Below are 14040 nucleotides of genomic sequence, written 5' to 3'. Positions count from 1 at the left end.
GGCGCCGGCCGCTTTCCGTGCCGGCGCCACTTCTACCTGGCCACGAATACCTCCTCGATCGCGCGAACCGCCACACCCGTCCCGTCTTCTTCGCGGACCGCGGCGCCGAGCGCCCGAGCGCGGTCGGCCATACCGCTGTCGGTGAGCAGGCGATCGATCGTGCCTCGCAACCAGCGGGCGTTGAGAGCGTGGTGGTTACGAGACGGAGGTCCGACTCCGAGCTGCGCGATCCGCCTTCCCCAGTGGAGCTGATCACCTTGAAGCCACACGGCCGCCTGCGGGATACCAGCCCGGAAGGCCGCCGCGGCCGTGCCGGGCCCGCCGTGATGGACGACGCACGCGGCGCGGGCGTAGAGCCACCCGTGTGGGACGAAGTCCGCCAGGAATATGTTGGGCGGCAGCTCCTCGGCGCCGAGCCCCGCCCAGCCGGATTGCAGGACGACGCGACGGCCCAGGCCGCGAACCGCCTCGAGTAGCTGCTCGGTGACCGCGTCGGAGTCGAACCCGTTGTTGGAGCCGAAGCCGATCACGACCGGTGGCTCGTCGGCTACGAACGCCGCGAGGTCGTCTGGGGGCACGTACTCCGGTTCGTCGAGGAACCAGTATCCCGTGGTGCGGTAGGTGGGGCCGAAGAGGGGATCGCGCGGGAGGGTGTGCGGGCTGGTGGCGACGAGGTTGAGCAGGGGCGAATGGCTCGCGTCGAAGATGATGTCGCGCCAGGGCGGAAGGCCGGCCGTGGTGACGACGGGGTTGAGGCACCTGTCGGTCGCGTGCCTGACCGCCAAGCCGGTGATCGACCAGGCGAGGGCGTTACCGATGGGCCCGAAATCGATATTGGTCGGGCCGTACCCGCGCGCTCGGCGCAGCGGCCAGGCGTGGTGCACGCTCACGTGGGGCGTGCCGACCGCGCGCGCCGCGGCGACCGCGGCGACGGCCAGCGGCGGATGGATGACGACGTCGGCCTCACCTGCCAGCGCCATCAGCTCCGGCACCGCGGCACGCTGTTCCCGCCCCAGCACTTCAACCGTGATCGTCAGTTGCCGCAGCTTGTCCTTCGTGCCGGCCAGGCGGGTGTAGTACTCCTCGACTTCCGCCTCGTCCACAGTCGGCCGACCGGAGAAAGGCACGCCGACGGCTTCGGCGTGCGCCGCGTAATTGTCGGAGGCCGAGAACATGACGTCGTGGCCCTCCGCGAGCAGACGCTGTCCGAGGGCGAGGAAAGGCTGGAGATCCCCTTGCGAGCCGACGGTCACTACAAGAGCGCGCATCGTATCCAAGCCGGACGGTCAAGGGCCGGAGCCGCGACGGTCGGAGTTGCTTTCACTCTCGATTGCCTCCCTGGATCGGCCGCCGAAGTGGTGTAGGTGGCGGGTCCGAGCAGCGATCTTGTTTGCTCGTCCGGCACATCCTGCTGCAACCGGTTCCCGGAAATCACTAGAGAGGACTGCCCCCTACAGGTAGAACTCGCGGATCTTGCCGATCACGAAGTCCTGGTCCGACTCGGACAGCCCGGGGTCGGTGGGCAGATAGAGACCGTCGGCCGCGAAGCGGGCGGCGTTCAGCGACGGCCAGTCGGGGTTGAAGTACATCGGCTGGCGGCTCATGGGCTGGAAGAACAGCCGGGTCTCGATCCCCGCGTCCGCGAGGAACTCCCGCAGTTCCTCCCGCCGCTCGACCCGGATGTCGTACATCCACAGCACGTCGCGGGGCGGCATGAGGGTGACCCCGGCGATGCCGTCGAGTCCGCTGTCGTAGTGGCTTTCGATCCGTTTGCGGATGGCGAGTATCTCCTCGACCCGCTCCAGCTGGGCCAGGGCGACCGCGGCCTGCATGTTGGTCATGCGGAAGTTGTAGGCCAGCTTCTTGTGGATGAAGTTGTGCTCCTTGCTGAAGGCCATGCCGCGCAGGTGGGCCATCTGCCGGGCCAGATGCTCGCTGTTGGTGACGCAGACACCCCCCTCGCCGGCCGTGATGATCTTGTTGGCGAACAGGGAGAAGCACGCCACGTCGCCCACCGGGCGCACCCCCATCGCCTCCGCCGAATCCTCGACCACCCGCAGGTTGTACTCGTACGCCACGTTCATGATCGCGTCCATGTCGCAGCGCCGGCCGTAGACGTGCACCGGCATGATGACCTTGGTACGTGGAGTGATCTTCTCCTCGATCAGCGAGACGTCGATGTTGAGGTCGTCGGCGCAGTCGACGAACACCGGCACCGCGCCCGTGTAGCTGACCGCCCACGCCGTGGCGACCATGGTGAACTCCGGTACCAGGACCTCGTCGCCGGGACCGACCCCCAGCGCGCGCAGCGCGAGGGTGAGCGCGGTCGTGCCCGAGGAGCACGCGACGCCGTGAGCGAAGCCGTTGTACTGGGCGAATTCTTCCTCGAAGCGCCCGACGAAGGGGCCTTGCGAGGATATCCAGCCGGAGTTGACGGCCTCGGTGAGGTACTCCAGTTCCCGTCCGGTGAGGTACGGCTTCGACACCTGATATTTGAACGCCATTGATTTCCCTCACTCATCAGCCGGTCGGCTCGTCGGCACGGGGCGACAAGAGGACGCTCGGAAAGTCCCGTCTTCCCCGCCGCTCCCGCGACACGGGACTCGCCGAAGACACGCCGGGTCACGTACAGAAGAACCCGGACGGCACTCGTGAAATCACTAGGATCCGCCTACTGCGCGAAGAAGCGCATCGATCCGGTCACCACCCTTTGGCGTGCGGCATCACAACTAGTGAAACGCACAGCGGGGTGATCGGCATAGTTTGTCGCGGCTGAGGCCGGAAGCCGGGACGCGGCGATTCGAGCGCACCCTTGCCGGGCGGTGAATCCGTGGTTCCGCGTGGCGGCAAGACGAGGGGAGCGGCGCGTGAATCGATCCGAGCGTGGGTCCGGCACGAGTGGCGACGCGATCGCGATCGTCGGAGTGTCCTGCCGGCTGCCCTCCGCGCCCGGCCCGTCGGAGTTCTGGCGGCTGCTGAGCGACGGCGTGAGCGCCGTGTCCACGGTGCCGCCCGGCCGTTGGAACGCGGGCCCGGAGCTCGGCCCCAGCGCGTACGGCGCGTTCCTGGACGGGATCGACCGGTTCGACGCCGCGTTCTTTGGGATCTCGCCCCGCGAGGCCCGCGCGATGGACCCCCAGCAGCGGCTGACTCTGGAACTCAGCTGGGAGGCTCTGGAGAACGCGCGTATCGCGTCCGCCCAGGTCCGCGGGGCCGACGTCGGCGTGTTCCTCGGTGCGACGGCCGACGACTACGCGCTGCTGAGCCGTCAGGCCGGAGCGGCGGGAATCGGCCATCACTCGCTTACCGGCGTCAACCGCAGCATCCTCGCCAACCGCGTATCGCACTTCCTCGCCCTGACAGGACCGAGCGTGGCGGTGGACACCGGCCAGTCGTCGTCGCTGGTGGCGGTGCACCTGGCCTGCGAGAGCATCCGCAGCGGCGAGTCCAGCATGGCCCTCGCGGGTGGGGTCCAGCTCAACCTGGCCGCGGAGAGCGCCATGGCGGCCGCGGAACTCGGCGCGCTGTCCCCGGACGGCAGGTGCTTCACCTTCGACGCGCGGGCGAACGGTTACGTCCGCGGTGAGGGCGGCGCCATCGTCCTGCTCAAGCCGCTGTCGCGCGCCCTCGCGGACGGCGACCACGTGTACTGCGTCATCGCGGGGAGCGCGGTCAACAACGACGGCCCCGGCGACGCGCTCACCACACCGAGCGCCCTGGCTCAGGAACGCGTGCTGAGGTCCGCCTGCCGGCGGGCCGGCGTGGACCCGGCGAGCGTCGGGTACGTGGAGCTGCACGGCACCGGCACCCGGGTGGGCGACCCCACCGAAGCCACCGCTCTCGGCGCCGTCTACGGCGCGGAGCGTGCTGGCGCCCCCCTGTGGGTGGGATCGGTGAAGACCAATGTCGGCCACCTGGAAGGTGCCGCCGGAATCGTCGGCCTGCTCAAGACCGCACTGGCCGTCGAGCGGCGGCTGCTGCCGCCGAGCCTCAACTTCGAAAGCCCGAATCCCGCGATCCGATTCGACGAGTGGAACCTGCGGGTGGTGCGGTCGGCGATGCCGTGGCCGGCCGGCGATGGGGAAGACGCCCCGATCGTCGCGGGTGTCTCGTCCTTCGGACTGGGCGGCACCAACTGCCACGTCGTACTGACCTCCGCCCCGGCGCGTGTCTCCCCGGACACCGGGAGCGTCCAGGAGCGGCCGGAGACGCCGTCACCGGCGTACTGGACGCTGTCCGGCCACACCGAGGGCGCGCTGCGGGCCCAGGCGGCCCGGCTGGCCCGCCACGTCAGGGAACACGCGGACCTGTCGATCGCCGATGTGGCCTACTCGCTGGTGACGACCCGGGCGGGCCTGCGCCATCGGGCGGTCGTCGTCGGTGACGGGGAAGAGGAGCTGCTCCGCAGGCTGGACGCGCTGTCGGAAGGGCGCTCCGCGCCCGGTCTGGTGCGCGGCGTCGATTCCGGTTCCAACCGCGTCCTCGCCGACCAGGTGGAACGCCTGGACAAGATGCGGCTGGTCTTCGGGCTCGGCCAGCACACGACACCGGCGGCGCTCGGTTGGCAACGCCCCGGCCATCAGGTGTTCGTCTTCCCCGGCCACGGGGCGCAGTGGGCCGGGATGGGGGTGGAGCTGCTCGACTCCGCACCGGTGTTCGCCGCCGCCATGGCGGAATGCGAGGCGGCGCTGGCGCCCTTCGTCGACTGGTCGCTGATGGGCGTCGTCCGGGAGGAACCCGGCAGCCCGCCCAGGGATCGCGCGGACGTGATCCAGCCGGTGCTGTGGGCGATCATGGTCTCGCTGGCGGCGCTGTGGCGGTCGTACGGCGTCGAACCGGCCGCCGTCGTGGGCCACTCGCTGGGCGAGGTCGCCGCCGCGTGCGTCGCGGACGCGCTGTCGTTAGAGGACGGCGCCCGGATCGTGACCGTCAGGTCGAAGCTGGTCGGCGAGGTCCTCTCCGGCCACGGCGGCATGGTTTCCGTGGGACTGCCGCTGGACGTCCTGAAGGAGCGGCTGGCCCGCTGGGAAGGCCGCCTGTCCGTCGCCGTCATCAACGATCCGTCCTCCGCGGCGGTGTCCGGGGACAACGACGCGCTGGCCGAGATGATGGCCGAACTGGCGGATACGGCGCGGATGCGACGGATCAGTATCGACTACGCCTCGCACGGCGCCATGGTCGAGCTGATCGAGGAACAGCTGGTGTCGACGCTGGCGTCGATCCGGCCCCGCAGCTCGGCGATCCCCTTCTACTCGACGGTGACCGGCGCCCCCATGGACACCGCGGAGCTCGACGCTGACTACTGGTACCGCAACCTGCGCCAGCCGGTCGACTTCCATGGCACGGTCGGGCGGATGCTGGCGGACGGGCTCGGCGCCTTCATCGAGGTGAGCTCGCACCCGGTGCTGATCGGGAGCATCCACGAAGGCGCGCGGGCCGCCGGCCGCCCGGCGGTGGCCGTCTGCACCATCAGGAGGAACAACGCCGGGGTTTCCCGTATGGTCACCTCGGTCGCCGACCTGCACGCCAACGGGGTGGAGGTCGGCTGGGAGAGGTTCATCCCCGTCGCGTCCCGGGTCGAGCTGCCGACGTACGCGTTCCAGCGTGACCGATACTGGCTCGAAGAGGCCGAGCCACGAGAATCCGGCCCGCGGGGCGGGCGGAAAGAAACGGTCTCGGCCGGTCCCGCCGTCGATCGCGGGGCCGGTCCTGACGATGTTCAGCGGCCCGCCGACCTGCTCGACGTGGTCCGTGACGCGTGCGCGGCGATCCTCGGAACTGACGATCCGGATCGGGTCGAGCTCGGTCTGCCCTTCAAGGAGCTCGGTTTCGACTCCGCGATGCTCGTCGAGCTCACGGTCCAGCTCAGTTCGGCCGCCGGGCTGCCGCTGACCGCGAACGCCCTTTTCGACCACCCCACGCCGGCGAGGCTCGCCGCCTTCCTGACGTCCACAGCCGCCACCGGTTCCGGGTCCCCCCCGCTCCCGGAACCGGTGGCTTCCACTCTCCCGGCCGACGAGCCCATCGCGATCATCGGGATGGCCTGCCGCTACCCGGGCGGGATCGACTCACCGGAAAGCCTGTGGCGGCTGGTCGACGCCGGCGCGGACGCCGTGTCGGCCATGCCCGCCGACCGTGGCTGGGGGACCGCCCCCAGGAACCTTCGCGGCGGCTTCCTCTACGACGCGGGCGACTTCGACGCCGCCTTCTTCGGAATCTCGCCGCGCGAGGCGCTGGCGATGGAGCCGCAGCAGCGGCTGGCGCTGGAGGTGACCTGGGAGGCGGTGGAGCGGGCCGGGATGCCGCCCTCGTCGCTGCAGGGCACCAGGACCGGCGTCTATCTGGGCGCGATGGCGCAGGACTACGGCGCCCGGATGTACGAGGCGTCCGGCGACATCGAAGGGTACACGCTGACGGGTACCTCGCCCAGCGTCCTGTCCGGCCGGGTCGCGTACACCCTGGGCCTGGAAGGTCCCGCGATCACGGTGGACACCGCGTGCTCGTCGTCGCTGGTCGGCCTGCACCTGGCCGCGCAGGGGCTGCGGTCGGGGGAGTGCTCGCTGGCGCTGGCGGGCGGTGTCACCGTCCTGTCGACGCCGGGCATCTTCCTGGAGTTCGCCAAGCAGGGCGGTCTGTCCCCGGACGGCCGGTGCAAGGCTTTCGCCGACGCCGCCGACGGCACGGGCTGGGCCGAGGGCGTCGGCGTGCTGGTCCTGGAACGGCTGTCGGATGCCCGCCGCAACGGTCACCACGTGCTCGCCGTGCTCCGCGGCTCCGCCGTCAACTCCGACGGCGCCTCCAACGGCCTGACCGCCCCCAGCGGCGCCTCCCAGCAGCGGGTGATCCGGCAGGCGCTGCGCGGCGCCGGCCTGGCCCCGGCGGATGTGGACGTGGTGGAGGCGCACGGCACCGGCACCGCCCTCGGCGACCCGATCGAGGCCCAGGCCCTGCTCGCGACGTACGGGCAGGGCCGGGAACGGCCGCTGCTGCTGGGGTCCATCAAGTCGAACATCGGTCACAGCCAGGCGGCCGCGGGGGTCGCGGGCGTGATCAAGATGGTGCAGGCCATGCGGCGGGGGATCGTGCCGCGTACGTTGCACGTCGATGCTCGCACGTCCCGGGTCGACTGGTCGGCCGGCGCGGTGGAGCCGGTGACGGAACCGGTGGAGTGGCCGCGGACCGGCCATCCGCGCAGGGCCGCGGTGTCGTCGTTCGGGATCAGCGGCACCAACGCGCACGTGATCATCGAGCAGGCTCAGGACCCCGAGTCCGGGCCGCCCCCTTCCTCGGCTCCCGCCGTGGTGCCCTGCGTGGTCACCGGCAAGAGCGAGGCGGCGCTCGGCGCCCAGATCGACCGGCTGACGTCGTTCCTGGCCGAGAGCGGAGCCGATCCGGCGGACGTCGGCTACTCGCTGGTGACGGCACGCTCGGAATTCGCCCACCGGGCGGTGCTCCTGGCCACCGCTGACGGTGTGGCCGAGGCGGCACGCGGTGTCGCCGGCCGGCCAGGGGCACTGGCGGTGCTGTTCGCGGGACAGGGCGCGCAGCGGATCGGGATGGGCCGCGAGCTCGCCGCCCGGTTCCCGGTGTTCGCCCGCGCACTCGACGATGTTCTCGCGCGGCTGGCCGGCGAGCTGGAGCGGCCGCCGCGCGAGGTGATGTTCGGTACGGATCCGGTGCCGCTGGACCGCACCGAGTTCGCCCAGCCGGCGCTCTTCGCCATTGAGGTCGCTCTGTTCCGTCTGCTGGAGTCCTGGGGCGTGACGCCGGACCTGCTGGTGGGGCACTCGATCGGCGAGATCGCCGCCGCCCACGTGGCCGGTGTGCTCTCCCTGGACGACGCCTGCACGCTGGTCGCGGCCCGGGGCCGCCTGATGCAGCGCCTGCCCGAGGGCGGGGCCATGGTGTCGGTCCTGGCCAGTGAGGCGGAGGTGGAGCCGCTGCTGGAGGACGGAGCCGTCATCGCCGCGGTGAACGGGCCGTCCTCCGTCGTGATCGCCGGGGACGGCGACGCCGTCCTGCGCACCGCCGCGCACTTCGGCAAGGCCACCCGCCTGCGGGTGAGCCACGCGTTCCACTCGCCGCTGATGGAGCCGATGCTGGCGGAGTTCTGGAAGGTCGTCGGGGGGCTGACCTTCCACGAGCCGAGCCTGCCGATCATCTCCACCGTGACCGGCGAGCCGGTGGACGCCGCGTACCTGTGCTCGCCTGAGTACTGGGTGGACCACGTCGTGCGCCCGGTGCGTTTCGCCGCCGCGGTGCGCGCCGCCGCCTCGGCGGGGGCCAGGACGTTCCTGGAACTCGGCCCGGACGGCGGGCTGTCGGCACTCGTCCACCAGAACCTCTCGGTTGACCAGGATTCCGGTGAGCCGCCGGGTCCGGCCGCCTTCCCCATCCTGCGCAAGGACCGCGGCGAGGAAGCCACGGCGCTCACCGCCGCCGCCCGGCTCTACGTGCACGGCACGCCGGTGCGATGGCGGAGTCTGTTTCCGGCCGCTCGCCGCGTGGACCTGCCGACCTACGCGTTCCAGCGGCGGCGCTACTGGCTGGCGCCCGGCGGCGCGACGGACGCGCACCCCTTCCTCGGCGATCCCGTGCCGTCCGCCGCCACCGGCGAGACCCTGTTCACCGGCACGCTCTCGCGCCGGGCCCACCCCTGGCTGGCCGACCACGTGGTGGGCGGCGTGGCGCTGCTGCCGGGCGCCGCGATGTTGGAGTCGGCCCTGTACGCGGGCGCCAGGCTCGGCTGCCCCCGGGTGGCCGAGCTCACCCTGGAGGCGCCCCTTCCGCTGCCCGGCGACGGCGAATCGGCGATCCAGCTCGCGGTGGGCGCGGCCGACGCCGACGGCAGGCGTCGCATCGCCTGGTATGCCCGGCACGGCCAGGACGACCCGTGGACCAGGCACGCCACCGGGACGCTCGCCCCGGATGAGCCCTCCGCTCAGGAGCGGCGGGTCCCGCCCGAGGGGGTGTCAGGGATCGACGCGGCGGAGGCGTACCGCCGGCTCGCCGCGCGCGGCTACGACTACGGCCCGGCCTTTCGCGGCCTGCGCGCCGTCACCCTCGACGGCGGGACCGCGCACGCCGAGGTGGCGCTGCCTTCCGGTCTGGGCGGGTCCGGGTTCGGCCTGCACCCGGCCCTGCTGGACGCCGCGCTGCACGCGGCGGTCCTGGCCGCCGGCGATTCGGGGGAGCCCGTGGTGCCCTTCGTCTTCGAGGACGTGTCGCTGCACCGCGTCGACGCGCGCGAAGCGCGCGTCGAGGTCACGTCCTCGGGAGCGGGATCCTTCTCGGTCACGCTGGCCGACGGGCAGGGACACCCGGTCGCGGTGATCGGCTCGCTGGTGCTGCGCCCCGTCGCGCCGTCCGGCGTGCGCGCCGACTCGAGGTTCGCCGACTCGATGTTCACCGTGGAGTGGCCTGAACTGCCGTTGACCCCCGGCGAAGCGCCCGCGCCCCGGATCGTGCGTCTGTCCACCAGCGATTCCACTGGCGAGGACGAGCCGACGGCCGCTTCCGTGCGCGAGATCGTGCACCGGGGCCTGGCTCTCGTCCGCGACGCCGTGGCGGGCGCTGATGAGCGGCCCCTGGTGCTGGTGACCGGCGGCGCCGTCGCCGTGGATGACCGCGAGCACCCGGCCGATCCCGCGGCGGCGGCCGTGTGGGGCCTGGCGCGCTCGGCCCAGACCGAGCACCCTGGCAGGATCGTCCTGGTGGACAGCGACGGCCACGAGGCGTCCGAGCACGCGCTCGCCGCCGCCGTGGCGACCGGGGAGCCCCAGCTCGCGCTGCGCGCGGGGACGGCCCGTGTGCCCAGGCTCGCCCGTGCCTCCCGCCACCTGCTCCCGCCCGGCGGGGCCGCCCACTGGCGGCTCTCCCAGGACGGGGGCGGCACCCTGGACGGCCTGTCCCTCGTCGCGGATCCCGGCGCGCCGCTCGCCCCCGGCCAGGTGCGCGTGGACGTTCGCGCGGCCGGGGTCAACTTTCGCGACGTGATGATCACGCTCGGCCTCTACCCCGGCGGTGGCGGAGGCGCCCTGGGCCTGGAAGCGGCGGGCGTGGTCGCCGAGACCGGTCCCGGGGTGACCGAGTACGCGCCCGGCGACCGGGTGATGGGTGTGTTCTCCCACGCCTTCGCCACCACCGCGGTGGCTGACGAGCGCGCGCTCGCCCCCATCCCGGACGGATGGTCCTACGCCTTGGCCGCCACCACGCCCATCGTCTTCCTCACCGCCTACCACGCGCTGGTGGAACTGGCCGGGCTGCGCGCGGGGGAGACCGTGCTGATCCACTCGGCGGCGGGCGGCGTCGGCATGGCCGCGGTCCAGATCGCCCGGCGCCTCGGCGCGAATGTGCTCGCCACCGCGAGCCCCGGCAAGTGGGACCAGGTGCGTGCCCTGGGCGTGCCCGGCTCGAACCTGGCCTCCTCGCGCACCGCCGAGTTCGAGCGCCACTTCGGCGGCCGGGACGTGGACGTGGTGCTCAACTCCCTCGCCGGTGAACTGGTGGACGCCTCGCTGCGGCTGCTGCGCCCCGGCGGCCGGTTCGTGGAGATGGGCAAGACCGACATCCGCGACCCCCACCGGTACCCGCACCTGCGCTACCAGGCGTTCGACCTGCTGGACCTGGACCCCGGCCACCTCGGCCGCCTGCTGCGCGAGGTGCTGGCGTTGTTCGAGCGTGGCGAGCTGGCCCCGCTGCCCGTGGCCACCTGGGACCTGCGCCGCGCCCCCGACGCGTTCCGGCACCTGAGCCAGGCCCGGCACGTGGGCAAGGTCGCGCTCACCATGCCCGTCCGGCCAGGACCCCGCGACACGGTCCTGATCACCGGCGGCACCGGCGCGCTCGGCCGCGCGCTCGCCCGGCACCTGATCGACCGCCACGACGTGGGCCGGGTGGTGCTGGCCGGGCGCGGCGGCCAGGAGATACCCGGCCTCGGCCCGAGGATCACCGTCGCGGCCTGCGACGTCACCGACGCCGGCGCCGTCGGGGCGCTCCTGGCCGAGCACCGGCCCGCCGTCGTCGTCCACGCCGCCGCCGTGCTGGACGACGCCACCGTCACCGGGCTCACCGCCGAGCGCCTGGACGCCGTGCTCCGCCCCAAGGTGGACGGCGCGCTCAACCTGCACCGCGCCACGCGCGACGCGGACGCGCCCGCCCTCGTGCTGTACTCCTCGGTGATGGCCACGCTCGGCGGCGCGGGCCAGGCCTCGTACGCGGCGGCCAACGCCTTCCTGGAAGCCCTGGCCCGGCACCGGCGCGCGCACGGGCTCCCCACGACCGCCCTGGCCTGGGGACCGTGGACCGAGGGCATGACCACCACGCTCGGCGACGCCGACCGCTCCCGGATGGCCCGCGCGGGCCTGGCGCCGCTGTCCGTCCCCGACGGGCTCGCCCTGTTCGACCGGATCCTGGCCCTGGATGAGCCGGTGATCGTGCCCGCCCGCCTCGACCTCGCCGCCGTACGCGCCGCGGGGCCGGACACGGCGCCCGTCCTGCGCGCCCTGGTTCCCCCGATCCACCAGGTCCACGCCCGGCCGTCGCCCGGCCGCGCCGCCGGGATGCCGCTCGCCGAGCGGCTGGCCACACTCGACCCCGGCGCCCGCACCCGCACGGTGCTGGAACTGATCAGCGCCCGGTCGGCCGCCGTGCTCGGGCACGGCGCCGCGGGCGCCGTCGAGGTGGACGCGTCGTTCAAGGACCTGGGCTTCGACTCGCTCACCTCGGTCGAGCTGCGCAACCAGCTCTGCGCCGCCACCGGCCTGCGCCTGCCCGCCGCCCTGCTGTTCAACCACCCCACGCCCGCGGCCCTGACCCGGCACCTGATCGCCGAACTGGCGCCCGCCGCGCCCGAGCCCGGCGGGAGCGTCCTGGCCGCCCTGGACCGCCTCGCCGCCGCCCTGGCCGCCGCGCCCGCCGACGACGGACTTCGCGTCGACGTCACCGCCCGCCTCAAGCTCCTGTCCGACCAGGTGGCGGCCTGGACCGTGCCGCCACCGCCGGCCAACGGCGACGGCGAGGTCACCGGACGGCTCCAGACGGCCTCGGTGGCCGAACTGCTCAGCTTTATCGACGAGGAACTCGGATGACTGAGGACGCGCGGATGACGGACAACGAGCAGCTCGTCGAATACCTGAGGCGGGTGACCGTCGAGCTGCACGAGACGCGCAAGCGCCTGCGCGACCTGGAGGAACGCGACAGGGAGCCCATCGCCGTCGTCGGCATGGCCTGCCGGTACCCCGGCGGGGTGACCTCGCCGGAGGACCTGTGGGAACTGGTGGCTGGCGAGCGCGACGCGATCGGCGACTTCCCGGCCGATCGGGGCTGGAACGTGGACAGCCTGTACGACCCCGACCCGGATCAGGTCGGGAAGAGCTACCTGCGGGTGGGCGGGTTCCTGGCGGACGCGGCGGGGTTCGACGCGGAGTTCTTCGGGATTTCGCCGCGTGAGGCGCTGGCGATGGATCCGCAGCAGCGGTTGCTGCTGGAGACGTCGTGGGAGGCGGTGGAGCGGGCCGGGATCGACCCGCGCTCGCTGCGCGGCAGCCGTACCGGTGTGTTCGTCGGAGCGATCGCGCAGGACTACGCCGCGCCGCTGCACGCCGCCCCCGAGGGATTCGAGGGGCACCTGCTGACCGGCACCACCGCCAGCGTCGTGTCCGGGCGCGTGGCTTACGCGCTGGGCCTGGAGGGGCCCGCGGTCACCGTGGACACCGCCTGTTCCTCGTCCCTGGTCGCATTGCACCAGGCGGCCCGTGCCCTGCTGGCGGGGGAGTGCTCCCTGGCCCTGGCCGGCGGCGTCACGGTGATGGCCAACCCCGGCATGTTCGTGGAGTTCAGCAGGCAGCGGGGCCTGGCGTCGGACGGCCGGTGCAAGTCGTTCGCGGCGGCGGCCGACGGCACCGTCTGGGCGGAGGGCGCCGGCGTCCTGGTGGTGGAGCGGCTGTCGGACGCGCGGCGGCTGGGTCACCGGGTGCTCGCGGTGCTGCGGGGCAGCGCGGTCAACCAGGACGGCGCTTCCAACGGCCTGTCGGCGCCCAACGGACCTTCACAGGAGCGGGTGATCCGGCAGGCGCTGGCCGGGGCGGGGTTGTCCTACGCGGATGTCGACGTGGTCGAGGCGCACGGTACCGGGACGTCGCTGGGCGACCCGATCGAGGCGCAGGCCCTGCTGGCCACCTACGGGCAGGACCGGCCGCGGGATCGGCCCGTGCTGCTGGGTTCGATCAAGTCGAACATCGGTCACACGCAGGCCGCGGCGGGCGTGGCGGGTGTGATCAAGATGGTTATGGCGATGCGCGAGGGTGTGGTGCCGCGCACGTTGCATGTGGATGCGCCGTCTTCGCATGTGGACTGGGCCTCCGGCGCGGTCGAGCTGGTGACCGAGCCGGTTGGGTGGCCGGGGACCGGCCACCCGCGCAGGGCCGCGGTGTCGTCGTTCGGGATCAGCGGCACCAACGCCCACGTGATCATCGAGCAGAGTCCAATCGAGCAGAGTGCGGAGACCGCGTACGAGCACCCGGCGCCCGTGGTGGTCGGTGGGTCGTCGGTGCCGCTGCTGATCTCGGGCCGGACCGATCAGGCGTTGCGCGCGCAAGCCGGGCGGCTGGTGTCGTACCTGGGCGGTGCGCCTGAGGCCGGGCTGGCCGACACGGCGTTCTCGCTGGCTGCGACGCGGTCGGTTTTCGAGCACCGGGCGGTGGTGGTAGCCGGTGACCGTGAGGGTGCGCTGGCCGGGTTGCGGGCCGTTGCCGAGGACCGTCCGGCTGCCGGTGTGGTGCGCGGGGTGGCCGGGGCGGAGCCGCAGCTGGCGGTGTTGTTCACGGGTCAGGGCAGTCAGCGGGCGGGGATGGGCCGGGAGCTGTATGACCGTTTCCCGGTGTTCGCGCGGGCGTTGGATGAGGTGATCGCCGGGCTTGACCCGTTGCTGGACGGGCCGCTGCGTGAGGTGCTGTTCGCGGAGCCGGGTACGGCGGAAGCGGCGGCGTTGGATCAGACCGGGTGGGCGCAGCCGGCGTTGTTCGCGCTGGAGATCGCGCT

The 14040-nt window shown here is 72.7% G+C and carries 4 protein-coding genes; 2 read left to right on the top strand and 2 right to left on the bottom strand.

The window, feature by feature from the left end; genetic code table 11:
- Positions 1-32: 32 nt before the first annotated feature.
- Both Aple_RS28840 and Aple_RS28835 read right to left on the bottom strand, forming a co-directional pair.
- Positions 33-1268, bottom strand: a complete 1236-nt coding sequence (locus Aple_RS28840) for a glycosyltransferase (RefSeq protein ID WP_155347878.1) — start codon at positions 1266-1268, stop codon at positions 33-35.
- A gap of 183 nt (positions 1269-1451) precedes the next feature.
- Positions 1452-2504, bottom strand: a complete 1053-nt coding sequence (locus Aple_RS28835) for a DegT/DnrJ/EryC1/StrS family aminotransferase (RefSeq protein WP_155347877.1) — start codon at positions 2502-2504, stop codon at positions 1452-1454.
- Positions 2505-2867: 363 nt separating this feature from the next.
- On the opposite strand from Aple_RS28835, the gene Aple_RS28830 reads away from it, so the two are divergent.
- Positions 2868-12089 (top strand): type I polyketide synthase, encoded by a 9222-nt coding sequence (locus tag Aple_RS28830; protein WP_155347876.1) that lies wholly within the window; start codon positions 2868-2870, stop codon positions 12087-12089.
- On the top strand, positions 12086-14040 hold a 1955-nt coding region (locus Aple_RS52825; protein ID WP_373869646.1), incomplete at its 3' end, for a type I polyketide synthase. The genes Aple_RS28830 and Aple_RS52825, both read left to right, overlap by 4 nt.

It is taken from the genome of Acrocarpospora pleiomorpha (genome assembly GCF_009687885.1).
In the GTDB taxonomy this organism is placed as follows: Bacteria; Actinomycetota; Actinomycetes; order Streptosporangiales; family Streptosporangiaceae; genus Acrocarpospora; species Acrocarpospora pleiomorpha.
Note: the sequence above shows the minus strand (reverse complement) of the source record. Positions and strands in the feature narration are given on the sequence as shown.